This is a genomic window from Streptomyces sp. NPDC052043 (genome assembly GCF_044548235.1).
Lineage (GTDB): Bacteria > Actinomycetota > Actinomycetes > Streptomycetales > Streptomycetaceae > Streptomyces.
The window spans coordinates 317,660-341,039 of sequence record NZ_JBIUBT010000004.1 but is presented as its reverse complement, the minus strand read 5'-3'; the positions used below and the strand labels follow the sequence as shown (position 1 = coordinate 341,039).

General features: G+C 72.4%; 23 protein-coding genes and 2 pseudogenes. 10 read left to right on the top strand and 15 right to left on the bottom strand.

Going from position 1 to position 23,380, the window contains the following annotated elements; all coding sequences use genetic code 11:
- Positions 1 to 110: 110 nt before the first annotated feature.
- A complete protein-coding gene (gene folP / locus ACIHCX_RS12765; RefSeq protein ID WP_400028962.1) occupies positions 111 to 971 on the top strand; it encodes a dihydropteroate synthase in 861 nt (286 codons plus the stop codon).
- 120 nt (positions 972 to 1,091) lie between these two features.
- On the opposite strand, the gene ACIHCX_RS12760 is transcribed toward folP, so the two are convergent.
- Together ACIHCX_RS12760 and dapE are read right to left on the bottom strand one after the other, a co-directional pair.
- Positions 1,092 to 1,850 (bottom strand): TIGR00730 family Rossman fold protein, encoded by a 759-nt coding sequence (locus ACIHCX_RS12760; protein WP_400028961.1) that lies wholly within the window; start codon positions 1,848 to 1,850, stop codon positions 1,092 to 1,094.
- 150 nt (positions 1,851 to 2,000) lie between these two features.
- Positions 2,001 to 3,080, bottom strand: coding sequence for a succinyl-diaminopimelate desuccinylase (gene dapE, locus ACIHCX_RS12755; RefSeq protein WP_400028960.1), 1,080 nt, complete (start codon positions 3,078 to 3,080; stop codon positions 2,001 to 2,003).
- A gap of 97 nt (positions 3,081 to 3,177) precedes the next feature.
- Here dapE and ACIHCX_RS12750 point away from each other — a divergent pair, with 97 nt between their 5' ends.
- Both ACIHCX_RS12750 and ACIHCX_RS12745 read left to right on the top strand, forming a co-directional pair.
- Entirely contained in the window at positions 3,178 to 4,152 is a 975-nt protein-coding gene (locus ACIHCX_RS12750) for a heavy metal transporter (protein WP_400029225.1), read from the top strand.
- 285 nt (positions 4,153 to 4,437) lie between these two features.
- Positions 4,438 to 4,809, top strand: coding sequence for an ATP-binding protein (locus ACIHCX_RS12745; protein WP_400028959.1), 372 nt, complete (start codon positions 4,438 to 4,440; stop codon positions 4,807 to 4,809).
- 103 nt (positions 4,810 to 4,912) lie between these two features.
- On the opposite strand, the gene ACIHCX_RS12740 is transcribed toward ACIHCX_RS12745, so the two are convergent.
- Positions 4,913 to 6,034, bottom strand: a complete 1,122-nt coding sequence (locus ACIHCX_RS12740) for a bifunctional succinyldiaminopimelate transaminase/glutamate-prephenate aminotransferase (RefSeq protein WP_400028958.1) — start codon at positions 6,032 to 6,034, stop codon at positions 4,913 to 4,915.
- A 113-nt stretch (positions 6,035 to 6,147) separates the two neighbouring features.
- Positions 6,148 to 6,468, bottom strand: coding sequence for a ferredoxin (fdxA, locus tag ACIHCX_RS12735; RefSeq protein ID WP_189705242.1), 321 nt, complete (start codon positions 6,466 to 6,468; stop codon positions 6,148 to 6,150).
- Between the two features lie 140 nt (positions 6,469 to 6,608).
- Between fdxA and ACIHCX_RS12730 the strand changes: the two genes are divergently transcribed.
- Together ACIHCX_RS12730 and ACIHCX_RS12725 are read left to right on the top strand one after the other, a co-directional pair.
- The gene (locus ACIHCX_RS12730; RefSeq protein WP_400028957.1) at positions 6,609 to 7,643 is read left to right on the top strand and encodes a GNAT family N-acetyltransferase; all 1,035 of its coding nucleotides are present in this window, start codon (positions 6,609 to 6,611) and stop codon (positions 7,641 to 7,643) included.
- A gap of 67 nt (positions 7,644 to 7,710) precedes the next feature.
- A complete protein-coding gene (locus ACIHCX_RS12725) occupies positions 7,711 to 8,562 on the top strand; it encodes a tetratricopeptide repeat protein (RefSeq protein ID WP_400028956.1) in 852 nt (283 codons plus the stop codon).
- Between the two features lie 56 nt (positions 8,563 to 8,618).
- Here ACIHCX_RS12725 and ACIHCX_RS12720 read toward each other — a convergent pair whose 3' ends face one another.
- From ACIHCX_RS12720 to mshB, 7 genes are all read right to left on the bottom strand, one after another.
- Positions 8,619 to 9,233, bottom strand: a complete 615-nt coding sequence (locus ACIHCX_RS12720) for a DNA-binding response regulator (RefSeq protein ID WP_400028955.1) — start codon at positions 9,231 to 9,233, stop codon at positions 8,619 to 8,621.
- Entirely contained in the window at positions 9,230 to 10,432 is a 1,203-nt protein-coding gene (locus tag ACIHCX_RS12715; protein WP_400029224.1) for a sensor histidine kinase, read from the bottom strand. Before ACIHCX_RS12715 ends, ACIHCX_RS12720 begins: the two co-directional genes overlap by 4 nt.
- Positions 10,433 to 10,437: 5 nt before the next feature.
- Positions 10,438 to 11,178, bottom strand: coding sequence for an ABC transporter permease (locus ACIHCX_RS12710; protein WP_400028954.1), 741 nt, complete (start codon positions 11,176 to 11,178; stop codon positions 10,438 to 10,440).
- Positions 11,175 to 12,104: an ABC transporter ATP-binding protein gene (locus ACIHCX_RS12705; RefSeq protein ID WP_400028953.1), complete on the bottom strand. Its 930-nt coding sequence runs from the start codon at positions 12,102 to 12,104 to the stop codon at positions 11,175 to 11,177. Before ACIHCX_RS12705 ends, ACIHCX_RS12710 begins: the two co-directional genes overlap by 4 nt.
- Positions 12,105 to 12,258: 154 nt before the next feature.
- Positions 12,259 to 14,493 (bottom strand): hypothetical protein, encoded by a 2,235-nt coding sequence (locus tag ACIHCX_RS12700; protein WP_400028952.1) that lies wholly within the window; start codon positions 14,491 to 14,493, stop codon positions 12,259 to 12,261.
- A gap of 159 nt (positions 14,494 to 14,652) precedes the next feature.
- On the bottom strand, positions 14,653 to 15,069 hold the full coding sequence (locus tag ACIHCX_RS12695; protein WP_400028951.1) for a DUF6113 family protein: 417 nt from the start codon (positions 15,067 to 15,069) through the stop codon (positions 14,653 to 14,655).
- Positions 15,066 to 15,986 carry an N-acetyl-1-D-myo-inositol-2-amino-2-deoxy-alpha-D-glucopyranoside deacetylase gene (gene mshB / locus ACIHCX_RS12690; protein ID WP_400028950.1) on the bottom strand — a complete coding sequence of 307 codons (921 nt, stop codon included), beginning with the start codon at positions 15,984 to 15,986 and terminating at the stop codon, positions 15,066 to 15,068. The genes ACIHCX_RS12695 and mshB overlap by 4 nt, the downstream gene beginning before the upstream one ends.
- Positions 15,987 to 16,150: 164 nt before the next feature.
- Between mshB and ACIHCX_RS12685 the strand changes: the two genes are divergently transcribed.
- Both ACIHCX_RS12685 and ACIHCX_RS12680 read left to right on the top strand, forming a co-directional pair.
- Positions 16,151 to 16,999 (top strand): PP2C family protein-serine/threonine phosphatase, encoded by an 849-nt coding sequence (locus ACIHCX_RS12685; RefSeq protein ID WP_400028949.1) that lies wholly within the window; start codon positions 16,151 to 16,153, stop codon positions 16,997 to 16,999.
- Positions 17,000 to 17,079: 80 nt separating this feature from the next.
- Positions 17,080 to 18,006, top strand: coding sequence for an MASE1 domain-containing protein (locus ACIHCX_RS12680; RefSeq protein ID WP_400028948.1), 927 nt, complete (start codon positions 17,080 to 17,082; stop codon positions 18,004 to 18,006).
- Between the two features lie 227 nt (positions 18,007 to 18,233).
- On the opposite strand, the gene ACIHCX_RS12675 is transcribed toward ACIHCX_RS12680, so the two are convergent.
- The 3 genes from ACIHCX_RS12675 to ACIHCX_RS12665 form a co-directional block, all read right to left on the bottom strand.
- Complete coding sequence (locus tag ACIHCX_RS12675; RefSeq protein WP_400028947.1) at positions 18,234 to 18,857, bottom strand: Uma2 family endonuclease; 624 nt, start codon at positions 18,855 to 18,857, stop codon at positions 18,234 to 18,236.
- A 49-nt stretch (positions 18,858 to 18,906) separates the two neighbouring features.
- On the bottom strand, positions 18,907 to 19,857 hold the full coding sequence (locus tag ACIHCX_RS12670) for a helix-turn-helix domain-containing protein (protein WP_400029223.1): 951 nt from the start codon (positions 19,855 to 19,857) through the stop codon (positions 18,907 to 18,909).
- 227 nt (positions 19,858 to 20,084) lie between these two features.
- On the bottom strand, positions 20,085 to 20,450 hold the full coding sequence (locus ACIHCX_RS12665; RefSeq protein WP_400028946.1) for an ATP-binding protein: 366 nt from the start codon (positions 20,448 to 20,450) through the stop codon (positions 20,085 to 20,087).
- Here ACIHCX_RS12665 and ACIHCX_RS12660 point away from each other — a divergent pair.
- Positions 20,443 to 20,634 (top strand): annotated as a pseudogene (locus tag ACIHCX_RS12660) (transcriptional regulator); the annotation flags it as partial. The gene ACIHCX_RS12665 and the pseudogene ACIHCX_RS12660 overlap by 8 nt on opposite strands.
- Positions 20,631 to 20,836, top strand: a pseudogene (locus ACIHCX_RS12655) (DUF397 domain-containing protein). The pseudogenes ACIHCX_RS12660 and ACIHCX_RS12655, both read left to right, overlap by 4 nt.
- A gap of 8 nt (positions 20,837 to 20,844) precedes the next feature.
- On the opposite strand, the gene ACIHCX_RS12650 reads toward ACIHCX_RS12655, so the two are convergent.
- The gene (locus ACIHCX_RS12650; RefSeq protein WP_358728925.1) at positions 20,845 to 21,039 is read right to left on the bottom strand and encodes a hypothetical protein; all 195 of its coding nucleotides are present in this window, start codon (positions 21,037 to 21,039) and stop codon (positions 20,845 to 20,847) included.
- Between the two features lie 197 nt (positions 21,040 to 21,236).
- Here ACIHCX_RS12650 and ACIHCX_RS12645 point away from each other — a divergent pair, with 197 nt between their 5' ends.
- A complete protein-coding gene (locus ACIHCX_RS12645) occupies positions 21,237 to 23,366 on the top strand; it encodes an alpha/beta fold hydrolase (RefSeq protein WP_400028945.1) in 2,130 nt (709 codons plus the stop codon).
- The last annotated feature ends 14 nt before the right edge of the window (positions 23,367 to 23,380 follow it).

The following is a 23,380-nucleotide window of genomic DNA, read 5'->3' as shown; positions in this document are numbered from 1 at the left end:
AGGGCCCGCGAGCCCGGCCCGGTCCGAACGAGAGGCCCTAGGGTCGCAGACGGCCGAAGACCGGTACGCGGGCGGCCGAAGACCGGTACGAAGAGGAGAGGTCACAGGGGATGCTCAGGCTGGGCAGGCGCGTGTTCGACGCGCACGAGCCGGTGATCATGGCGATCGTCAACCGGACCCCGGACTCCTTCTACGACCAGGGGTCGACGTTCCGTGACGAGCCGGCCCTCGCGCGCGTGGAGCAGGCGGTCGCCGAGGGTGCCGCGATCATCGACATCGGCGGGGTGAAGGCCGGGCCGGGTGACGAGGTGACGGCCGAGGAGGAGGCCCGGCGGACGGTCGGCTTCGTGGCCGAGGTGCGGCGGCGGTTCCCGGACGTGGTGATCAGCGTCGACACCTGGCGGGCCGACGTCGGCGAGGCCGTGTGCGAGGCGGGTGCCGACCTGCTGAACGACGCGTGGGGCGGGGTCGACCCGCGGCTCGCCGAGGTCGCGGCGCGCTACGGGACCGGCCTGGTGTGCACGCACGCCGGAGGCGCGAAGCCCCGGACACGGCCGCACCGGGTGACGTACGACGACGTCATGGCCGACATCCTCCGGGTGACCGTGGGGCTGGCCGAGCGGGCGGTGGCGCTCGGCGTGCCCCGGGAGTCGGTGATGATCGATCCGGGGCACGACTTCGGCAAGAACACGCGGCACAGCCTGGAGGCGACGCGCCGCCTGGGCGAGATGACCGTGACCGGGTGGCCGGTGCTGGTGTCGCTGTCCAACAAGGACTTCGTGGGCGAGACGCTGGACAAGCCGGTGAAGGAGCGGCTCGTGGGCACGCTGGCGACGACCGCCGTCTCGGCGTGGCTGGGGGCCCAGGTGTACCGGGTGCACGAGGTGGCCGAGACCCGGCAGGTGCTGGACATGGTGGCGTCCATCGCGGGTCACCGGCCGCCGGCGGTGGCCCGGCGAGGGCTGGCGTAGGGCTCCCCCGCCCCGGCTGGGCGCGCGGTGCCCCGCGCCCGGCCGTGCGGGCCTGGGGTCTTTCGTTCGGATCAGGCCGGATCAGGGCCCGCGAGCCCGGCATGATCCATACGAGGGGCTCTAGCGGCCCGCCTCCTTCGACATCAGGGCCACCGCCTCCGCCACGTCGTCCGTGACGTGGAACAGGGTGAGGTCCGCCTGGGCCGCCTTGCCCTCGGCGATCAGGGTGTCCTGCAGCCAGTTGACCAGGCCGCCCCAGTACGCGCTGCCGAAGAGGACGATCGGGAAGCGGGTGACCTTCTGGGTCTGCACCAGGGTCAGGGCCTCGAAGAGCTCGTCCAGGGTGCCGAGGCCGCCGGGCAGGACGACGAAGCCCTGCGCGTACTTCACGAACATCATCTTGCGGACGAAGAAGTAGCGGAAGTTGAGGCCGATGTCGACGTAGGCGTTCAGACCCTGCTCGAAGGGCAGTTCGATACCCAGGCCCACCGAGACGCCGCCGGCCTCCAGCGCGCCCTTGTTCGCCGCCTCCATCGCGCCCGGGCCACCGCCCGTGATCACCGCGAAGCCCGCCTCGACCAGTCCCCGTCCGAGCCGCACCCCCGCGTCGTACTCCGGGGAGTCCACCGCCGTCCGTGCGGAGCCGAACACGCTGATGGCGGACGGGAGTTCGGCGAGCGTGCCGAAGCCCTCGATGAACTCCGACTGGATGCGCAGGACGCGCCAGGGATCCGTGTGGACCCAGTCCGAGGGGGCTCGCCCGTCCAGCAGCCGCTGGTCCGTGGTGCTCGCCTGGACCTGACCACGCCGCCGGAGCACCGGTCCCAGACGCTGCTCGTCCGGCGGCTGCTTCTTGCCCTCGGGATTGCCTGTCGGCATGTGCGCTCCCTCCGTGTGCGTGACGTTCCACCTCAGCGTAGATCCGCGGGGGTTACGGGAGGGGGACGTCGGTGTGTCCGCCGTGAAGCGCCGTACGGACGCCTGGCGGCGGCCGGACGCTCGCGGCGGGTCGGCTGCTCGTCGCGGCGGTCAGTCCGTCAGCCAGGCCCGCAGCCGCTCCTCGCCCGCGAGGATCTTGGCCGTCTCCACCCGCTCGTCGCGCTTGTGCGCCAAGTGAGGGTTGCCGGGGCCGTAGTTGACCGCGGGGATGCCCAGCGCCGAGAAGCGCGAGACGTCCGTCCAGCCGTACTTCGGGCGCGCGGTGCCGCCGACCGCCTCGATGAACGCCGCGGCGGCCGGGTGGTTCAGCCCCGGCAGGGCGCCGCCGCTGTGGTCGTCGATCACGAACTCCTCGACCCCGCAGTCCGCGAACACCTCGCGGACGTGGGCGACGGCCTCCTCCTCGGTGCGGTCCGGGGCGTAGCGGAAGTTGACCGTGACCACGCACTCGTCGGGGATGACGTTGCCCGCCACTCCGCCGGAGATCCCGACCGCGTTGAGGCCCTCGCGGTACTCCAGGCCGTCGATGACCGGATAGCGCGGCTGGTACTCGGCGAGCCGCCGCAGGATCGGCGCGGCGGCGTGGATGGCGTTGGAGCCCATCCAGCCGCGCGCCGAGTGGGCCCGCTCGCCGCTGGTCCTCAGCAGCACCCGCAGGGTGCCCTGGCAGCCGCCCTCGACCTCGCCGTCGGAGGGTTCGAGCAGCACGGCGAAGTCGCCCGCCAGCCATTCCGGGTACGCCTCGGCGACGTGCTTGAGGCCGTTCAGCTCGGCGGCGACCTCCTCGTTGTCGTAGAAGACGAAGGTCAGGTCGCGGTTGGGGGCGGGGACCGTGGCCGCGATGCGCAGCTGGACCGCCACGCCGGACTTCATGTCGCAGGTGCCGCAGCCCCACAGGACGCCGTCCTCGTCGAGCCGCGAGGGGACGTTTCCGGCGATCGGGACCGTGTCGATGTGGCCGGCCAGGATCACCCGCTGCGAGCGCCCCAGGTTCGTCCGGGCGACGACGTTGTTGCCGAGGCGGTCGACCGTCAGGTGCGGCAGGGCGCGCAGTGCGGCCTCGATCGCGTCGGCGAGCGGCTCCTCGGTGCCGCTCTCCGAGGGGAAGTCGACGAGTCGCGCGGTCAGGCGCGCCGCGTCCAGCGTGAGGTCAAGCGGGTTATCGGCCATGCGGTCGACCCTAACGCGGCGAACCGCCCGTACATCGCCGCGCATTGTCCACACCTGCCTCTCCCGCCACAGCAACCTCAGCTACCTTGTAGGCGTGCTGCACCGTCCCCCCTCTTCCAAGCGTCGTGGCCGCCTCCTCCGGTTCGGGGCGGCCGTCGTGGTCCTGCTCGGGCTCGCGGGCTACGTCTCGGTGCAGTACCTCACCGGAGGCACCGGAGGCCCGGGCTGCGAGGTCGTCTCCGGCAAGGGCGACGGCGCGTCGTACCGATTCACCCCGGAGCAGGCGGTGAACGCGGCGACGATCGCGGCCGTCGGCACCGGGCGCGGCATGCCCGAGCGGGCGGTGACCATCGCGCTGGCCACCGCGCTCCAGGAGTCCGCCCTGCGCAACATCGACTACGGCGACCGGGACTCCCTCGGCCTGTTCCAGCAGCGGCCCTCGCAGGGCTGGGGCTCGTCGGAGGAGATCATGGACCCGGCCTACTCGGCGGGGATCTTCTACGAGCACCTGAGCAAGGTCCCCGGCTACACGCGGCTGCCGCTGACCGTGGCCGCGCAGCGCGTGCAGCGCAGCGGCTTCCCGCAGGCGTACGCCAAGCACGAGCCGGACGCGACGCTGCTCGCCGCCGCGCTCACCGGACGCTCCGGGGCCACGCTGGCCTGCCAGGGCCGCCCGGGCCCCACCCGGCACAGCGGGCCCGACGTGGTGCGTGCCGCGCTCGTACGGGACTTCGGCCGGGACGTGGTGCAGGAGGCGGGCGCGGAGGTCGGCGGCGGCCCGTCGCCGACGCCCGTGCCGAGCGCGAAGGCGGGTGGGAGCGGGCGGACCGTGACGGTGCCCGTGCCCGACGACACGGCCGACGCCGGGCGCGGTGCGCGGCAGCGCGGCTGGCAGCTGGCGCACTGGGCGGTGGCCAACGCCTCCGCGCTGCACATCGAGCAGGTCTCCTACGGCGGCTGGCAGTGGACGGCCGGGATGACCGACACCCGGTGGCGGGAGACGCGGACGCGGGGGGCCGCCGGAGCGGAGCGGGCGGCGGGCTCGGTCCTCATCACCACGACCGGGCGTTAGGCGTCTCCACGACCTCAGGTGTCACCACGACCGCCGCAGGTGTCACCACGACCGCGCGCCAGTACGGGCCCTCACCCTGAGGGACCACCCCCGCCAACGGCGCCGAAACCCTTGGGAACACAGGGCGGCACGGCGTTTCACACCCCTCCGGACGGGTGCTCTTTGTCCGGTTTTCCGCGTACCCGATAATGCGACGCGTTACCAACTCTTTACGTTGGCCCGCCGCAACCTTCGCGGAGTTCGAGCGGTAGTCAGAGCGTCCGTTCACTCCGTCGAAGGAGCAACATGTCCCTCCCTCTGACCCGCCGGATCGCCCGTGCCGCGCTGCTCGTCGCCGCCGGAGCGGCCGCCGGGGTCGGTGCGGCCGGTGCCGCCGGCGCCGCCCCCGAGCTGCCGGCCACCCCGAACCTCGGTGGGCTGACCGCCCTGGACGGGGCGAGCGTCGGCACCACCGTGGACGGTGCCGCGCACCATGTCGCCGGGGTCGCGGGCGACTCCGGCGGCAAGGTCGTGCAGCAGGCAACGCCGGTGGCGCGGAAGGCGGCGGGCGAGGCGGCGGGGTCCGCCGGAGGGATCCTCGGCGGCGCCGCGCAGTCGGTGACGAAGGGCGGGCTGCCGGCGCAGTCCCTGCCGGTCTCCGAACTGCCCCTCGGCTGAGCGGCGCCGAAAGGACCGCTCAGCGGCGCTGAAGGGACCGACGGGGTCCGGGGAGGAATCCCGGACCCCGTCGGCGTGCCGTCGCCGCCGCGGCCGCCGTGGACTACCCGGCCAGGCGTTCCACCGCCGCGCGGACCCGCTCGTCCGTCGCCGTCAGCGCGACGCGCACGAAGTCCGCGCCCGCCGGACCGTAGAAGTCGCCCGGGGCGACCAGGATGCCCCGTTCGGCGAGGTGGGCGACCGTGGTCCAGCAGGACTCGTCGCGGGTGGCCCACAGGTAGAGGCTCGCCTCGCTGTGCTCGATGCGGAAGCCGTGGGAGAGCAGGGCCCGGCGCAGGGCCTCGCGGCGGGCGGCGTAGCGTTCGCGCTGCTCGCGGACGTGGGTGTCGTCGCCGAGGGCGGCCACGACCGCCGCCTGCGTCGGCGCCGAGGTCATCATGCCGCCGTGCTTGCGGATCTCCAGCAGGGGCCCAAGGACGGCCGGGTCGCCGGCCAGGAAGGCGGCGCGGTAGCCGGCCAGGTTGGAGCGCTTGGACAGCGAGTGGACCGCGACGATGCCCTCGTACGAGCCGCCGTTCACGTCCGGGTGCAGGACCGAGACCGGATCCGCCTCCCAGCCCAGCTCCAGGTAGCACTCGTCGGAGACGACCAGCACGCCGTGCTCGCGGGCCCAGGCGACGATCCTCCGCAGCTCCTCCTTGGGCAGCACCTGGCCCGTGGGGTTGGAGGGCGAGTTCAGCCACAGCAGCTTCAGACCCGCCGGGTCCAGCTCCGTGGGGCCCGGCACGCCGGCGCCCGGTGTCGCCGAGTAGACGACGTGGTCCGCGCCGGCCAGCCGGGCGCCGACCTCGTAGGTCGGGTAGGCCAGGCGCGGGTACGCGACCTTGTCGCCGGGGCCGAGGCCCAACTGGGTGGGGAGCCAGGCGACCAGTTCCTTGGAGCCGACGATCGGCAGGACGTGCCGGTGGGTGACGCCCCGTGCGCCGAGGCGGCGCTCGACCCACCCGGTGATCGCGTCACGCAGTTCGGGCGTGCCCCACACGGTCGGATAGCCCGGGGAGTCCGCGGCCGCGATCAGCGCCTTCTGGATCAGGTCGGGGACCGGGTCCACCGGGGTGCCGACCGACAGGTCGACGATGCCGTCCGGATGGGCCGCGGCCGTCTTCTTGTACGGCTCCAGCTTGTCCCAGGGAAAGGTGGGGAGCCGGTCGGAGAGTGCGGACACGGGGATCAGGCTCACTTTCTGGTCCGGAAAACGCCTCGGTCCCGTGCGGCGAGCGGAACGCTGGAGTGCGATCAGGCCGTACGGGACCGAGGCGGCGCGAAGACGGGCCGCTCTTACTGGTTCTGCGGCGGCAGCGCGGCGATGACGGGATGGTCGCGCTCGATCAGCCCCAGCTTGCTGGCGCCGCCGGGAGAGCCGAGTTCGTCGAAGAACTCGACGTTCGCCTTGTAGTAGTCCTTCCACTCCTCGGGAGTGTCGTCCTCGTAGAAGATCGCCTCGACCGGGCAGACCGGTTCGCAGGCTCCGCAGTCGACGCATTCGTCCGGGTGGATGTACAAGGACCGCTGGCCCTCGTAGATGCAGTCGACCGGGCACTCCTCGATGCACGCCTTGTCCTTGACGTCGACACAAGGCTGCGCGATGACGTAGGTCACGCTGTCGTTCCTCCTCGATAGGGCGCTGGCGGGCCTCCACAGGCTCCGCCGCCTGGCGCGCGGGAGCGCGGCGTCGTCGATGCCCGCCCCTAGTATCTCCGTTCCGGGGCATGATCCGAACAGGAGGGGTGAACAGACCTGTGGAAATATCGGCGACAGGACGCCTTGAGGTCCGTATCACCGCTGCTGACGTGGGCAAACGGGTCTCAGTACGGCGCTTGAGCGAACCTGGAGCGCGGGGTGAGAAGTTCACCGACACGGTCGGAGTTCTCACATCATGGGACCACGGCGTGCTCCAGATCACACGGAAGACCGGCGAGACCGTGCGGATCGCGGAGTCTTCCCTGGTCGCGGGCAAGGTCGTACCGGCCGCCCCGGCGCGGCGGCGGGGCCCGGCGGCCACGTACGAGGAGCTCGCGCGGGCGGCGGCGCGGGCCTGGCGACCAGTGGAGAGTGAGCGGCTGGGCGAGTGGGAGCTCAGGGCCGCCGCCGGGTTCACCCGGCGCGCCAACTCGGTGCTGCCGCTCGGCGATCCGGGGCTGCCCCTCGACGCGGCGCTGGCCGCCGTACGACGCTGGTACGGCGAGCGCGGCCTGCCCGCGTACGTCCAGACGGCCACCGGCGCCGAGGGCACACAGGAGCTGCTGTGCGCGGAGCTGGAGCGGCGGGGCTGGGTGCGTGAGGTGAGCGCCGAGCTGTGGATCGGGGCGCTCGCGCCGGTCGCCGACCGGGCCGAGGGCTCCGGGGTCGTGCTGTCCCGCACGGCCGACGAGGCGTGGCTTGCGCGGTACCAGCGCAAGGGGGTGAGCGAGGTGGCCCTGAAGGTGCTCGGCAGCGGGCCGTCGGTGTGGTTCGCGACGGTGCCCGGCGAGGGTGGTGTGCCCGCGGCGATCGGGCGGTGCGTCGTCGACGGCCGGTGGGCGTCCTTCTCCGCCGTCGAGGTGGATCCCGCGCTGCGGCGACGCGGGCTGGCCACCACCGTGCTCGCCGCGCTCGCCCGCCAGGCCCTCGACGAGGGCGCCTCGGCGGCCTGGCTCCAGGTGGAGACCGACAACGCCGCGGCGCGGGCCCTGTACGCCGGGGCGGGCTTCACCGCGCACCACGCGTACCACCACTACCGCGGCCCGGAGCCCGGGCCACAGGCCGCGCAGGACCTCGGCGCCCGTCCGTCGTAGGGACCGTGGTGAAGTCTGTGCAGTCCGCGAAGTCGTAGAGACCGTTGTGAAAGGGCACGAACCTGCCATGCGTCCCCTGCATCCGCCGTCTCCGGAACGGTCCGCCGCGGTGCGCCGGTGGTTCGGCGAGGAGGTGCGGTCCGAGCGGCCGGACCTCGCGGCGCTGTGCCTGCTGGTGGGCGCGGCGGCCGACGAAACGCTGGACGAGGCGGGCATGGACGCGGCGCAGCTGGAGCTGGACCGGCTCGCGGGGCTGCTGCCGTACCGGCCGGGCGGGCCGCGGGACTGGGCGCGGGCCCTGTGCGAACTGCTCGGCGAGCGGTACGGCTTCCACGGCTCGGCGGCGGACTACCAGCGGCTGGAGTCCTCCCTGCTGCACGAGGTGCTGGCGCGCCGGCGCGGACTGCCCATCCTGCTGTCGGTGGTGTGGATGGAGGTCGCGCGGCGGGCCGGGGCGCCGGTGTGCGGGGTCGCGCTGCCCGGGCACTTCGTCGTGGGGTTCGGGGCGGCCGGGGAGCAGGTGCTCGCGGACCCGTTCGACGGGGGCCGGGTGCTCACGGGGGCGGACGCCGAACTGCTGGTGGTCGGGGCGACGGGCGCGCCGCTGGATGCGTCGATGCTGGTGCCCGCGACGCCCCTGGAGGTCGTGTCGCGGATCCTGAACAACATACGGGCCTGGGCGGCCGTGCGGCCCGAGCGGTCGGAGGTGGCGCTGTGGGCAGTGGAGCTGTCGCTGCTGCTGCCGTCCCATCCGGCGCGGCTGCGGTACGAGCGGGCGCAGCTGCTGGTGCGGCGGGGGGACTTCGTGGGCGGGGCCCTGGAGCTTGAGGCGTACGCCGAGGTGCTGGGCGCGGTGGACGAGCCGGCGGCCGAGCAGGTACGGGAGCAGGCGCGCGCCGCACGGGCCCTGCTGAACTGACGCCGCCCCGCCCCCGCCAGGACCGCCCTGCGCCCCCGCGTGCCCGGTGGGCGCCGCTACAGCCAGCCCTTCTCCCGTGCGATGCGGACCGCCTCCGTTCTGTTGCGCACCGCCAGCTTCTGGATCGCGGTCGACAGGTAGTTGCGGACCGTGCCCTGGGACAGGTGGAGCGCGGCGGCCAGCTCGGCGTTGGTGGAGCCGTCGGACGCGGCGCGCAGGACCTCGCGCTCCCGGTCGGTCAGCGGGTTGGCGCCCTCGGCCAGCGCCGCCGCGGCCAGCGTGGGGTCGATGACCCGCTCGCCCTCGAGCACCTTCCGTACCGCCGCCGCGAGTTGTGCGGCCGGCGCGTCCTTGACCAGGAAGGCGTCCGCGCCCGCCTCCATGGCGCTGCGCAGATAGCCGGGGCGGCCGAAGGTGGTGAGCACGACCAGTTTCACCGCGGGCAGCTCCTTGTGGAGCCGGGCGGCCGCCTCGATGCCGGTGCAGCCGGGCATCTCGATGTCGAGCAGGGCCACGTCGACGCCGTGGGCGTGCGCCGCCGCGACGACCTCGTCCCCGCGTGGCACCTGGGCGACGACCTCGATGTCGTCCTCCAGGCCGAGCAGGGCGGCCAGTGCTTCGCGGACCATCGACTGGTCCTCGGCCAGGAGGACCTTGATCGTGCGGCTCATGCCGGGGATCCTATGTCCGCGGGGGAGCCGAGAGGCACCCGGGCGGCGAGCCGGAAGCCCCGCCCGACACGCCCCGCCTCCAGGTGCCCGCCCGCCTTCTCCAGGCGCTCGGCCAGGCCCGTCAGACCGTTGCCCGGACCCTTGCCGACACTGCCGGAGCCGCCCGAGCCGTTGTCCTCGACGCACAGTTCGAGGAACGGCCCGTCCAGGGTCTGGCGGCGGACCAGGTCGACGGTGCACCGGGTCGCGCCGCTGTGCCGTACGACGTTGGTGATCGCCTCGCGCAGCGCCCAGGCGAGCGCGGACTCGCTCTCCTCCAGGACGCCGTGCAGGTCGGGCTCGGCGGGCACGTCGGCGATGACGTCGGCGGCGGTCAGCGCCACCTGGGCGCCCGCCAGTTCGGCGTGCAGGCGGGGGCGCCGGTAGCCGGTGACGGCCTCGCGGACGTCCACCAGGGCCTGGCGGCTGACCTGTTCGATGTCGGCCACCTGCTGGGCCGCCCTGTCGGGGTGGTCGGGCAGCATCCGGCCGGCCAGCTCGCTCTTCAGCGTGATCAGGGAGAGCGAGTGGCCGAGCAGGTCGTGCAGGTCGCGGGCGAGCCGCAGCCGCTCCTCGTTGGCGGCGAGCTGAGCCACGGTGGCGCGGGCCTTGCGCAGGTCGATCGTGGTGCGCACGAGTTGCCGTACGCCGGTCATCGCGAAGCCGATCAGCGTCACCAGCAGGAACAGCGTCCACTCGCCCTGCGCGCCGGTGTGCTGGGCGACGAGCAGCATCACGGCCGTGGTCAGCGGGATCGTCCAGTAGGCGACCCGCAGCGGGTTCGTCGCGCCGCAGGCCACGGAGACGTACACGAACAGGCCGATCCACTGTGGGCCGAGGGTCAGGCACAGCACGACGGCGAGCACCCCGAGCGCGGCGACCAGCCAGCCGACGACGCGCCCGGAGAACGGCCGGCCCATGTTCCGGTAGACCAGCGCCAGATAGGTCCCGGTGAAGGCCGCGAGGCCCGCCCAGCCGGCCGCGGTGGCGGCGGCCGGGTGGACACCGGAGACCAGGTCCCGCACCGGCGAGCTGAGGAAGATCAGCCAGGGCAGGATCCACACCAGCTTGCGCAGTGCCTCGCCCCTGTTCCGGGGCGGTTCCCCCATGCGCATCAGCCGGTCCGCCCGTGCTTCGCCGGGCCGCGGGTCTTCCGTCATCACGCTCACGCCTTCAGCGTGTCCTTCCGGTACAGCCAGGCCGCGCCGCCCGCGAACAGGGCGAAGAAGACGACGAGGATGGCGAGGTCCTTCATGTGCGGGGCCTGGCTCTGCTCGATCGCACGCCCCAGTGCAGCGTACGCGTGCGTGGGAAGCCACTCGGCGATGTTCTGGAGCCACCGCGGGAAGGTGGTCGAGGGCATCCACAGACCACCGAGCAGGGACAGGCCGAAGTAGACGATCATCGTGATCGGGCGGACCGCGTCCCCGGTGGCGAGGTAGCCGATGGCCACGCCGAGCGCGGCGAAGACCAGGCTGCCGGCCCAGATCGCGCCGGTTAGGGCGAGCCACTGCCAGGCCTCCAGACGGACCTGCTTGACGGCGGCGGCGACCACGAAGACGAGGACGATCGACGGCAGGCTGACCACGGCCGCGGCGGCGGTCTTGGCGAGGACGTAGCCGCGCCCGGGCAGGGTGGTCAGCCGCAGCTGCCGTACCCAGCCGCTCTCGCGCTCCTTGGCGATGCGCTCGCTGTTGCCCATCAGGACGGCGGTGAGCGCGCCGAAGGAGGCCATGGAGGCCATCATGTACGTCGGTACGGTCAGGCCGGTGCCGTCGACCTCGGTGACGCCGTCCGCCTTGCCCGCGATGATCAGGAACAGGATCGAGGGGTAGAGCACCGAGAAGAAGAGGAACTTGCGGTTGCGCAGGGCGCGGGTGAGTTCCAGTCTGATGAGGCTGTTCACGACTGCTTGGCCTCCTCGGCCTCGGTGATGGCGACGAAGGCCTGCTCGAGCCCGAGCCCGGCGACTTCGAGGTTGCGGGGGTAGAGACCGAGCCCGTACAGGGCGTGCACGGTCGCGTCGGCGTCGGAGGACTGGATGCGGACGGTCTGACCGCTCACGGACATCGAGGTCAGGAAGGGCAGACCGCTCAGGGCGGCCTCGTCGATGGCGCCCTCCAGGTCGAAGGCGACCCGTCGGGCTCCCGCCTTCGCCTTGATCTCGGCGGCGGTGCCGTCGGCCAGCAGCCGTCCCCGGTGCAGCACCAGCACCCGGTCGGCGATGGCGTCGGCCTCCTCCAGGTAGTGCGTGGCGAACAGGACCGTGCGACCCTGGTCGGCCTGTTCGCGCATGGTGGCCCAGAAGGCTTGGCGAGCGGAGACGTCCATGCCCGTGGTCGGCTCGTCCAGGACGATCAGGTCGCTGTCGCCGGCGGTGGCCAGGGCGAAGCGGACGCGCTGGGCCTGGCCGCCGGAGAGCTTGTTCACCTTGCGGTCGGCGATCTGGGAGATGCCGGCCCGGGACAGTACGTCGGCGGTCCGGTACCGCTTGGGGTGCAGGTCGCAGGCGAGCCGTACCAGTTCGGCGACGGTGACGTCCTCCATCAGCCCGCCGCTCTGGAGCATGGCGCCCACGCGCCCGGCGACGATCGCCTCGCGCGGGCTGGTGCCGAAGACGCTGACGGTGCCGCTGTCGGCCTGTCTGAGGCCGAGCAGCAGGTCGAGGGTGGTCGACTTGCCGGCGCCGTTCGGGCCGAGCAGGGCGACGGTCTCGCCCGGATGCAGGGCGAGGGTCAGCCCGTCGACGGCCCGGACGTTCCCGTAGCTCTTGGTCACCTGGTCGAACCCCACCACCGTGGTGGTGCCGGCTCGCTCCGCTGTTGTCGTCATGTCCGACATGCTGGCCGACGGGCGGGGGTGCCGGGCAGTGTCGGCGGTCCTGACTGCCGGATGACAGATGTCATGGTCGCGAGGTGACAGGCGGCGTGAGACGACGAGAGGGCACCCGCCTTTCGGCCGGGTGCCCTCTGCGGGTCGTGCTCGGTCAGCTCGGGTTGGTCTCGATGACGGCGTCCCGCTTGCTCGTGCTCAGCAGGGCCTGCCGCAATGCCACGTACACGTCCTGGGGGGTGACGGCGGTCTTCTTCCCGGTGGCCCGGGTGATCTGCACGCCGTCGAAGGTCTGCCCGTAGAGCTCCTTGAGCGCCTTCAGGTCGGGGCTGTCGACGAGCTTGCCGTTCACGGCCTTCACCCTGAGGAACTTCCACAGGGAGTTCTGCGGGCTGAGCGGGATGCTGTGCGCCGCGTCGGTCTGAACGGTGACGTTGGCGGACATCGCGGGCTGCGCGAACTCCTTCATCATCCGGTCGACCTCGGCGTTGGAGACCGTCGGCTCCCGGGTGACGGTGGGCAACTGGACCGGCGCGGTCGTGCCCGTCTCCACCTGGGTGCGGTACGCCCGCTGGACCAGCCGGGTCGAGCCGTCGACCTCGATGCCCTTGCCCGGCTTGCCGTAGACGGCGACGGCCTTGCCGGACTCGAACTTGATGCCGCCCTCGGTCACCGACCCGGCGCCGCCCGAGATGCTCTCCAGGGCGACCTGGAGCTTCTCCTCGTCGACCGGCATCTGCGGCTCGACCACCCGGTGGTTGCCGAACAGCGAGCCGATCACCGACACGGGGTTGTAGTCGCTCGTCGCCGCCGCGCTGGCGGTGGCCTGGGTGTCGAACTGGAGCCCGGCCTGATCCGGCTTGAGCGTCACCGACTTGCCCTCGACCGACAGCTTCAGCGGCTGGTTCACCCGGCTGCCGAAGGCGTCGTCGAGCTTCTTGACGGCGTCGTCGCGGGTGCCGCCGCCGATGTCGACGCCGAGCACGGTGGTGCCCTTGGGCACGTCGGAGCGGTTCATCAGCAGCCCGGCGCCGTAGGCGACACCGGCCACGACGATCACGGCGCCGCAGAGCAGGACGAGCTTGCTGCGGCCCTTCTTCTTGCCCTTGGGCGCGTCGCTCGCCGCCGCGGCGCTCTGCGGGGCCGGCTCGGGCAGCCGCGGGGGCGTGTGCGCCTGCGGTCCGTTCCAGTCGGCCTCCGGCCGGAACGGCGAGTTGGGACCGGGCGGGATGACGGGCATGCCGCTGGTGACGGTGTGCCCGGAGACGTTGTCCGGCTGGGCGCCGTAACCGGGGGTGCCCGGCTCCGGGACATGCTGCTGCGGGGTGAGGACCGCGGTGTCGTCGCTCAGGCCACCGCCGGGTCGGGCCGTGTGCGCGCCGGGGGCGCCACCGGGGCGTCCCGCGCCCGCCGGGGGTCCCGCGGGCGCGCCGCCGCCCGCGGGCGGCCGCAGCGATCCGTCGCCGGTGACGGGGCCGCTCGTCGGGCCCGTGGGGCCCTGCGGGCCGCCCGGCAAACCGGGGACGCCCGGACCGCCGAGGCCGCCGGCGCCGCTCGGGCCGCCCTGGCGGTCGCTCCCGCCCTGCCCGTCCTCGGGGAAGTACGCCAGGTCGTCAGGGCGCGGCTCGTCGCCACCGGGGCGGGGGCCGCCGGAGAGCGGGCCCGCGGCGAGCGCCTCGGTGACGTCGAAGGATCCGGTGCCGCCGCCGTGGCCGGGGGCGACGGGGCCGCCGGTGGCCCCGGACAGCCCGGGGTTGCTGCTGGAGCCGGGACGGGAGCCGCCCGCGGCGCCGGGCATGTTCATGGCGCCGGTCACACCGCTCGGGCGGGACGAGCCCGGTCCTGAGGAGCCGGCGCCCGAGGGCCGGGGGACAGAGGTTCCCGGGCCGGAAGCGCCGGGGCCTGACCCGTTCGCCGCGGGTGCGCCCGAACCGCCCGGCAGCCCCGCGCCGTTGGTGGGGCCGCCGCCCTGACCGCCTTTGCCCGTCTGGGGCTTGCGGGGCGCGAACCAGTCGCTGGTCGGCTTCTCCCCCGCCGGTGCCGCCGGCTCGGCCGGCGGCTCCGCGGGGGCCGTGGGCGCCGGGTCGGCCGACGGCGGAGCCTCGCCGTCGGCGTCCTCGGCGCCGCTCCCGGATCCGTCCGAGGAGACGGGCGTACGCATGACGACCGGCGGGATCGGCCGGGATCCGGGGATGTTGATCCGGATCCGGGTCGTCAGCGTGGTCTCGGTCTTGCGTTCCTCGGGCTGTGTGGCCGAACGGCCCGCGTCGGCTCGGTCGTCGGAGACCGCCGGGATTCCGTACGGCGGGGTCCCCGAGGGGTAGGCGGCTCCGCCGCGCCCGTTGGGCCCGTTGGGCCCGGACGACGGAGTGTCAGTTTCACGACTCAAGGCAGGTTCTCCTGATTGGCTCCACCGCCCGTTACGACCTCAGTGCGGGCGGCTCGGCGGCGCGCGCACCACCATACTGGCCGCTTCGGGCCGTTATCCCGGGACCGCTGGGTAAACCCCCACCGGACCCGCACCGGCACCACGGGAAGAAGTGGTACGTCACTTGCCAAGTCGGGCGTCGTCGTCGTGCCGTTGCCGTCCCGGCGCCAGGGTGGCACAGATCACAGCGACGGCCATGCCGCCGAGCAGGAAGAGATAGGAGCCGCTGTCGGCCGCGAAGAAGAAGTCCCCTTCGGGGCGGCTGGTGGTGAGGAACAGCACGGTGACGATCCAGCCGACCGCGCCCGCCGCGGCCCCGCCCCGGCTGCGCGCGGCCCGCGCCCCGCCCAGGAACAGCCCGGCCGCGCCCGCGAGCGCGAGCAGCAGCCCGCCGGGGAACCAGGCGGCCTGCACCAGCGCACCCGCGACGGCGACCACCGCGCCGAGCAGGAAGAGCCCGAGATACGCGGCGGCCCGCCCGCCGGAGGGCGGCTTGAGGGGCTGCGTGAGCAGGGAGCCCCCTCCTTCTGAACTCATGACGCCCCACCTTCCCGGACGGCCCCCGCGAACAGCTCGATCCCGGCGAACAGGTCGGTCTCCCGCTCCCCCTCCCCGGCGCCGGGTTCCCCGCGCACCAGCTCGTAGAACTCGGTGCTGAAGACCGGCTGGGCGAGCTGGTTCGACAGGACGAAGTACGGCTCGGCCACCTCGATCTGGGTGGCGTGCGCGCGCATCGCCGCGGCCTTGGCGGCGGCGTACGCGCTGCCGTCGACCGCCGTGGTGACGTGCTCGTCGCCGACGACGCCGGGCACGTCGTCGATCGCCGCCGGCTCGTCGAACGGCAGCCCGGGCAGGTCCTCCTTCAGCTGTGCGAAGGCGGCCTCGGCGACCGGACGCAGGACGCGGTTCCAGTAGACCTTGGCGATCCGCCAGGGCTCGCCGAGGTCGGGGCGTACGGCGGGGTCGGCGGCCAGGTCGGCGGCGTGCATGGCGACACGGTGGGCCTGGATGTGGTCGGGGTGGCCGTAGCCGCCGTTGTCGTCGTAGGTGACGAGGACCTGCGGGCGCACCTCGCGGATCACGGCGACGAGGTGCTCGGCGGCGGTGTCGAGGCCGGCCTGCCACAGGCAGTCCGGGTCGTCGTTGTCGGTGAGCCCCATCATCCCGGAGTCCCGGTACCGACCGGCGCCGCCGAGCAGCCGGAAGTCCTCGACTCCGAGTTCCCGCATGGCCGCGGCCAGCTCCTGCCTCCGGTACGGCCCGAGCCCGGCCGTCCCCTCCAGATGCCGCAAGTCGTCCGGGATGACCTCGCCCCGCTCCCCGAGCGTGCAGGTCACCAGCGTCACGAGGGCGCCCTCGGCCGCGTAGCGCGCCATGGTCGCACCGTTGTTGATCGACTCGTCGTCCGGATGCGCGTGCACCAGCATCAGCCGCCGAGCGGCCCGTTCCGTCATGGGTCCAACCCTACGAGGCCACTGCCCCCACCCGGCCCGCTCCCCTCAGCGATCATCGGTCCCAGGACCGCGGTCAGCTGGTCATGGCTGGGAGTGGAGCGGAGTCGGGCCGGAGGCCCTAGCCTGGAAGCAGGTCATGGGACCGATGTACTCCGGACTCTGCGATGGCTCCACACCTGCCTCATCCACACGTGGCTCATTCCGATGGCTCCGAGGATCTCCTGCTCTCCCTCGGGCGGTTGGTCGACGTCGCCCTCAGCCAACTCGAGCTCCAGCGGGTCCGGGTGGAGCTGGCCGCCGCGCTCCAGCGCCATATGCTTCCGTGCGCCCTGCCTGATCAGGCTCCTGTCGGCCTGCGGTTCGCGGCCCGGTATGTCCCATCACAGGATGGCTTGAACGTCGGCGGTGACTGGTATGACATCTTCTCGCTCCCGGATGGCTCGCTCGTCTTCGCGATCGGGGACGTTCAGGGGCACGACATGGACGCGATCGCTCTCATGGGGCAGTTCCGGGTCGGCTTGCGCTCCGCCGCCGAGGCCACGACCGACCCGGGTGAGGTGCTGGCCCACACCAATGAGCTTCTCCTGGCGATGGACTGCTCCCGCTTCGCCACCTGTAGTTTCCTGCGCTTCGACCCGTTCACGGGCGAGCTCAGCGCCTCCCGCGCGGGCCACCTGCCAGTGGCCTGGGCCGACGCCGACGGCCGGTCCGGCGCCGCCTTCGACGAGTGCGGCCCGCCCCTCGGCGTCGTGGCCGATGCGAGGTATCCGGTGACCCGGCGCTGGCTGGCCGAAGAGGGGGTCCTGCTCCTGGTCACCGACGGGGTCGTGGAGGGGCCGTGTTTCCCGATCGAGCAGGGGATGAAGCGCGTGCTCGAACTGGTGCGTGCGGGCTGCCGAGGGGATCCTGACGTTCTGGCCGACCAGGTGCTCCAGGTGGCTGACCTCACCGGCCATCGCGACGACGCGGCCCTCCTGGTGATCCACCACGCCCGGCTGGCGGCCGCCGGGTAGCGCGTCGCGGGCTCGGGGTCGATGGTGCGCGTGGTCTGATGGCTGGCGTGGTGCGCAACGACAGGCGTCGCGGTCACATCGTGACGATCCTGCAGGTCCTCGGGGTCACCGCCGCCTACTGCGTGGCCGGCTGGCTCGGGCTGCGGGAGCAACTGGTCCGCGGGCAGGTCACGCCGCTGTGGCCGCCGACCGGTATCGCTGTTGCGGCCCTGCTCCTGCTGGGTGTCCGGGTATGGCCGGGGATTACTCTCGGCGCGCTCCTGGTCAACGCGCCACTGGGCGCGCCGCCCCTTGCAACCCTGGCGATCATCGTCGGGAACACCCTGTCACCGGTCTGTGCATCCCTGCTGCTGCGCCGGGTGGGGTTCCGCGGCACACTCGTCCGGCTGCGGGACGCGCTCGCCCTGGTCTTCCTCGGCGCCCTGGCCGGGATGCTGATCAGCGCGACGGTCGGCACTGCCGCGCTGGTGCTCACCGGCGCCGTGCCGGAAAGCGCGTTCTGGGAGACATGGTCCGTGTGGTGGGCCGGAGACGCGATGGGGGTGCTGGTATGCGCACCGGCGCTGTTCGCGCTTCGGTGGGCTCGGCCGCCCCGGCTCGCCCACGCATACGGGTGGGTGGAACTGGCGGTGCTGGTGGCGGTGGCGGTCATCCTCGCGTTCGTGGCGACGGCGAGTGTTCCCAACCTGCTCTTCCTGCTCTTCCCCTGCCTGATCTGGTCCGCGTTCCGCTTCGAACTGGCCGGTGCGGCACTGTGCGCGCTGGTGACGTGCATCGTCGTGGTGGTCAGGGCGACCTTCAGGGTCGGCCTGTTCGCGCACTTCAACCTCTTCAAAGAGATGGCCCTGCTCCAGGCGTTCAACGGGTCGGTGGCTCTGACCGCACTGCTGCTCGCGTCCGTCGTCGCAGAGCGCAACCGGGCCTACGAGGAGATCGAACGCGTCTGCGCCAGGCTTTCGGCGGGAATCGGCAGGGGCAGGACCGACGGCGGGAATGCCGAGCCGTGACAGGGCGGAGAGCCGGCGGTCGGTCCGGGCAGGGTCCGGGCAACTCCGAAAAGCAGTGGAGCCGGACGAACGTGGTCGAAACCGGCCGCTCCGTTTCCGGATCACGCCGTTAGGGCTCGGGCGTCCGGGATGCGCTCCAGGCGGGGAACCAGCTCGTGAACATGATCGACCCGGGTGCTCATCGCGCCCTCAAGCGAGCGCCTCTGAGACGGTATCGGTCGGAATGCTCAAGAATCGGCTGCCTGTGCGGTCTCGTCCTGGTAGCGGGGTAGACCATCCGTCGGGATCGTCCAGTCGCCGATGGTGACGTCCTCGCCGTAGACGAAGTCCTTGCGGGTCGCGTAGCGGGGGCCGTCCGGGGTGGAGTGGACGTCCGTGAAGACGGCACCTACGCCGGTGCGGGGGTCGAAGACGGCGTAGACCGAAACCCCGATCCGCGGGTAGTCGCGCAGCTTGCCCACCCAGTCGTTCTCCGGGTTGGAGCGGGAGACGACCTCGACGGCGGCGAGAAGCGTGCGGGGATCGAAGCTGCCGGGCACCTCCATGTCGGCCAGGGCGATCACCATCACGTCGGGGCGGCGCATGATCCCCTCGGACTCGTCTTCGACGTCCGGCTCACCCGTGTGCGCGACGATCTCCTCCGGCATCACCTTTTCGAGGCGTTTCCGAAGGTGCAGGGTGGTCAGCTCGTGCGGACCGACCGGCGCCATCATGTCGTGGACGATCCCCTTCTTGGTGATCTCGAACTTGCCCGGGAGGGTGTCGGTGTCGTCCATGGACCGAACGACGTCCCGCATGGCCCGGTAGATGTGAGAGGCGCCCTGGCGCGCATTGCCCGATGCGATGGTCATGGGACTCGCTCCTCGTCTGTGCCCAGGGGCAAGGATCGTCCCGTTCATGCTAGGCCGCTCCCATGGAAGAGGTTCGGCAGTCGCGACAGCGGCCGGGTTCGGGGGCGCGAAAGGCGCGGTCGCAGCCCTCGCAGGTCTGGAGCGGGTGCCGCACGGGCGGAGGGGCGGCCGGGGGGCGGAACGGGAGCGGCGGTGGGAGCTGGGCGGTGAGGCGGTGGGCCAGAACGGCAGCGGGCCGCCGCAGTCCCTCGGGTGGGAGATCGGCGGTCAGGGCGTGGCGTACGGCGGCGGGGCCCACCTCACGTTCCAGCCAGGCGGCGACTCCCGGCGCCAGGTGGGCCGTGTCGCAGCCGGAGAGCAGGAGGCGAGCATCGTGGCGGCGCAGGTCCGCGAGGAGGTCGGTAGCCGCCTTGAGGAGTGCAGAGGCGGGGTACGCGGGGCGGGGGACGGCGGGGAGCGGCTTGCGCGGCGCGCGCGTCTCGTGTGCCCCGCTCGTCTCGCGCGTCGCCTGCTTCTCGCACTTCTCCTGCTTCGGCGCTGCCGCCGCCGGGCGGTCCGGTGCCTCGGGCGCGGTGTCGGGATCAGATGGGGACGCTTCGGCGTGGTGATGGCGGCCTGCAGCCGGCTGGTTGCAGGAGATCGTGCGGGTGACGATACGGCCGCCGGGGGCGCGTTCACGGAGTCGGCGGAGGTAGCCGTAGGACTCCAACTCCCGCAGGGCGGCGGCGATACGGGTGGCCCCCTCAGGGAAGCGCGCAGTGAGGCTCTTGATGTCGACCCGGGCGCCCTTCGGCAGCGACTGGAGGTGCACGGCGAGTCCGATCGCGAGCAGGGAGAGCGCTCGGTGCTGGGCCAGGTGGTTGCCGATCACCGTGAAGCGGGTGGTGTGGCGGGTGTTGTCGTGGACGAGTCCGCCGGTGTGGTGGTCCCGGTTCGGGTGCTTGTCGCCCGCAATACGGGACTGGGCGCGCAGGGGCACGCTAGGGTTCTGGGTACCCATCGGGAAGCTCTTCTCTTCCTTGATGGTCAGGCCCTCGCACTGGGATTGCCGTCCCGGCGGGGGCCGTCGCATGTCTGCGGTTGTTGTGCTGCGTTGGGCTGAGCGTAGGGTCGTCGGGGACCACGAAATCCAGCTGAGCCGGGGATGTTCACCCGCCCGAGTGAGTGCGGGCCACGGGCGGGAGGGGTGGGGCTTGGCGGGATTCTTTCTCCCTCGTTCCTTTGCTTTCAGCTGTCGGCGACACCGGAACTCGTAGGGGCGCGTTCCGGTTGCGGCAGGCGCAGTTCGGCCCAGATGGTCTTGCATGGAAAGCGCTCCTCGGCGACACCCCAGCGGTCGGCAAGGGCGTCCACGAGCAGCAGGCCGCGGCCCGGCTCCACGGCCGTGTCCGGGACTTGGAGTTCCGGGCTGCGGTCACCACGCGTATCGGTGACTTCGATGCGGAGGGTGCCGCCGACCACGTGGAGCCCGAGGCGGAAGCTGCGGCCGGGGAGCCGGCCGTGGGTGGCCGCGTTCGCCGCCAGCTCGGCCACGACGTGGCTCGCCACCTCGGCCGGCAGCCCCCACTCGCGGAGCAGCCTGGCCGGCGGCATCGAGGTTCTGAAGTTCGAGGACGGTTCGATGGCGGGGCGTTCTCCAGCCGTTGCCAACGGTCGACCGGTCTCTGAAGCCAGACAGCTCCGTATTCTGGAACTCCGGTATGGCATCATCCGGGCGCAGGCCCTCACGCCACGTGAGTCGGCTGCGTTCATCGAGCAACTGCTGGGGGAGACATGATCCGCACCACCTCGTCGGGGGACGCCTCCGACCTGACGTGGTTCAAGAGCAGCTACAGCAGCAGCGAGGGCGACTCCTGCGTGGAGATCGCCACCGAGCCCAGTACGGTTCACGTCCGCGACTCGAAGTACGTCGGGGGCCCCGGCTCGCGATGAAGCCGGGGGCCTGGGCCCGCTTCGTTTCGTATGCCTCCGAAGGCTGACGACAGCGCTAGAACTTGAAGCTGCCGATCATCCCCGCGATATTCGTGGTGAGTTCGCTGATCGTGGGGGCGACCGTGGACGACGCCAGGTAGAAGCCCAAGAGCATGCACACGATCGCGTGACCCGCCTTGAGGCCCGACTTCTTGATCAACAAGAAGACGATGATCACCAGCAGCAGCACCGCCGAAATCGAGAGTGCCACGGCGGCTCACCTCCAAAGTTCCCGGGACGCGGGGGGTGTCGGGGGGTATCGGGGGTCGTCGGACTATGGGGGCAGATAGATCCACACAGGAGCAGCAGGTTCATACCCACTATGCGCGAACGATCATAACTATCCGCACGCGCGCATCGGTCGGCGCACGGCCGCACAAGGGGGCGCATGGCCAATATGGTCATGGCATGACGACCGAGCCTGTCTCCTTCCCCCGACGGCACGCGCGCACCCAGCGGTTCACGCTGGGCGCGCCGCGCGCGTTCACCGTGGCTCCCGACGCCTCCCGGGTCGCGTTCCTGCGCTCCGGATCGGGCACCGACCGGGCCAACTCCCTTTGGGTACTCGATCTTGACAGTGGTGCGGAGCGCGTCGCCGCCGACCCGCACGCCCTCCTCGGCGGCGCCGGTGAACACCTCTCGCCCGAGGAGCGGGCGCGCCGCGAACGCAGCCGCGAGGGTGGCGCGGGCATCGTCGGCTACGCCACCGACACCGCCGCGGAGTTGGCGTCTTTTGCCTTGTCAGGGCGGCTTTTCACGGCCGGGTTGCGGACCGGTACGGCGCGCGAACTGCCCGTCCACGGGCCGGTGATCGACCCCCGCCCGTCCCCCGACGGACGGCATGTCGCCTATGTCACCGCCGGCGCCGTGCGGGTGGTGGGTGCCGAGGGCGACGGTGACCGCGCGCTCGCCGAACCGGAGTCCGAGGGCGTCGTCTACGGCCTCGCGGAGTTCATCGCGGCCGAGGAGATGCACCGTTCCCGCGGCTTCTGGTGGGGGCCGGAGTCGGACCGGCTGCTCGTGGCGCGCGTGGACGACACACCGGTGCGGCGGTGGTGGATCTCCGATCCGGCGCATCCCGAACGGGAGCCCAGCCGCGTCCCGTACCCGGCCGCCGGTACCTCCAACGCGGACGTACAGTTGTTCGTGTTCGGCCTGGACGGGGCCCGCACGGAGGTCCTCTGGGACCGGTCCCGGTACCCGTATCTGGCCCATGTGCACTGGTCAGCGGCGGGAGCGCCCCTTCTCCTCGTGCAGGCGCGCGACCAGCGCAGCCAGCTGTACCTGGCCGTGGATCCGGAGTCCGGGGAGACCCGTATGGTGCACGCGGACGAAGATCCGGATTGGCTTGATCTTTTCCCCGGGGTGCCGTGCTGGTCCCCCTCCGGGCAACTGGTGCGGGTCGCCGACGAGGGGGGCGCGCGGGTGCTGGCGGTCGGCGAACGGCCGCTCACCGGCGCCCAGTTGCATGTGCGGGCCGTGCTGGACGTGTCGGACGACGACGTGCTGGTCTCCGCCTCCGCCGGCGAGGAGTCGGCCGCCCCGGAGACCGGGGAGGTGCACGTCTACCGGGTCAACGAACTCGGGGTGGAGCGCGTGAGCCAGGAGCCCGGTGTGCACACCGCGGTGCGTGCCGGGGGCGTGGCCGTCCTCGTCTCCGCCACGCTCGACCGGCCGGGCGCCCGGGTGCGGGTGGTGCGTGAGGGCCGGACGGTCGCCACCATCCGCTCGCACGCCGAAGATCCCGGTTTGGCCCCGCGCGTGACCCTCACCCAGGGGGGCGCACGCCAAATCCCGTGCGCCGTGCTTATGCCTGCGGACTACCCCCGTGACACTGCCGCCTCCGCTCCCCTGCCCGTCCTCCTCGACCCCTACGGCGGCCCGCACGGCTCCCGCGTGGTGGCCGCGCACAACGCGCACCTCACCTCGCAGTGGTTCGCCGACCAGGGCTTCGCGGTGGTCGTCGCCGACGGCCGCGGCACCCCGGGCCGCTCCCCGGCCTGGGAGAAGGCCGTCCACGACGACTTCACGGTCACCCTCGACGACCAGATCGAGGCCCTGCGGGACCTTGCCAAGACGTATCCGCTCGACCTCGACCGGGTGGCGATCCGCGGCTGGTCCTACGGCGGCTACCTGGCCGCCCTGGCCGTGCTGCGCCGCCCGGACGTCTTCCACGCGGGCATCGCGGGCGCCCCGGTCACCGACTGGCGCCTGTACGACACCCACTACACCGAGCGGTACCTGGGCGACCCGGGCCGGGCTCCGGAGGTGTACGCCCACAGTTCCCTGGTCACCGACGACGGGCTGTCCTCGCCCGCCGAGCCGCACCGGCCGCTGATGATCGTGCACGGCCTGGCCGACGACAACGTGGTGGTCGCGCACGCCCTGCGGCTGTCCTCCGCCCTGCTCGCCGCCGGGCGCCCGCACGAGGTGCTGCCGCTGTCCGGGGTCACCCACATGACTCCGCAGGAGCAGGTCGCCGAGAACCTGCTCCTGCTCCAGGTGGACTTCCTCAAGCGTTCCCTGGGGCTCGCCTGAGCACGGGCCGGGGC

Excerpts from the sequence above, each read along its gene's own strand:
- folP (WP_400028962.1), top strand. The coding sequence starts at position 111 with ATGCTCAGGCTGGGCAGGCGCGTGTTCGACGCGCACGAGCCGGTGATC.
- ACIHCX_RS12760 (WP_400028961.1), bottom strand. The coding sequence starts at position 1,850 with ATGCCGACAGGCAATCCCGAGGGCAAGAAGCAGCCGCCGGACGAGCAG.
- dapE (WP_400028960.1), bottom strand. The coding sequence starts at position 3,080 with ATGGCCGATAACCCGCTTGACCTCACGCTGGACGCGGCGCGCCTGACC.
- ACIHCX_RS12745 (WP_400028959.1), top strand. The coding sequence starts at position 4,438 with ATGTCCCTCCCTCTGACCCGCCGGATCGCCCGTGCCGCGCTGCTCGTC.
- ACIHCX_RS12725 (WP_400028956.1), top strand. The coding sequence starts at position 7,711 with ATGCGTCCCCTGCATCCGCCGTCTCCGGAACGGTCCGCCGCGGTGCGC.
- ACIHCX_RS12720 (WP_400028955.1), bottom strand. The coding sequence starts at position 9,233 with ATGAGCCGCACGATCAAGGTCCTCCTGGCCGAGGACCAGTCGATGGTC.
- ACIHCX_RS12715 (WP_400029224.1), bottom strand. The coding sequence starts at position 10,432 with ATGACGGAAGACCCGCGGCCCGGCGAAGCACGGGCGGACCGGCTGATG.
- ACIHCX_RS12705 (WP_400028953.1), bottom strand. The coding sequence starts at position 12,104 with ATGACGACAACAGCGGAGCGAGCCGGCACCACCACGGTGGTGGGGTTC.
- ACIHCX_RS12695 (WP_400028951.1), bottom strand. The coding sequence starts at position 15,069 with ATGAGTTCAGAAGGAGGGGGCTCCCTGCTCACGCAGCCCCTCAAGCCG.
- mshB (WP_400028950.1), bottom strand. The coding sequence starts at position 15,986 with ATGACGGAACGGGCCGCTCGGCGGCTGATGCTGGTGCACGCGCATCCG.
- ACIHCX_RS12685 (WP_400028949.1), top strand. The coding sequence starts at position 16,151 with ATGGCTCCACACCTGCCTCATCCACACGTGGCTCATTCCGATGGCTCC.
- ACIHCX_RS12675 (WP_400028947.1), bottom strand. The coding sequence starts at position 18,857 with ATGACCATCGCATCGGGCAATGCGCGCCAGGGCGCCTCTCACATCTAC.
- ACIHCX_RS12670 (WP_400029223.1), bottom strand. The coding sequence starts at position 19,857 with ATGGGTACCCAGAACCCTAGCGTGCCCCTGCGCGCCCAGTCCCGTATT.
- ACIHCX_RS12665 (WP_400028946.1), bottom strand. The coding sequence starts at position 20,450 with ATGCCGCCGGCCAGGCTGCTCCGCGAGTGGGGGCTGCCGGCCGAGGTG.
- ACIHCX_RS12645 (WP_400028945.1), top strand. The coding sequence starts at position 21,237 with ATGACGACCGAGCCTGTCTCCTTCCCCCGACGGCACGCGCGCACCCAG.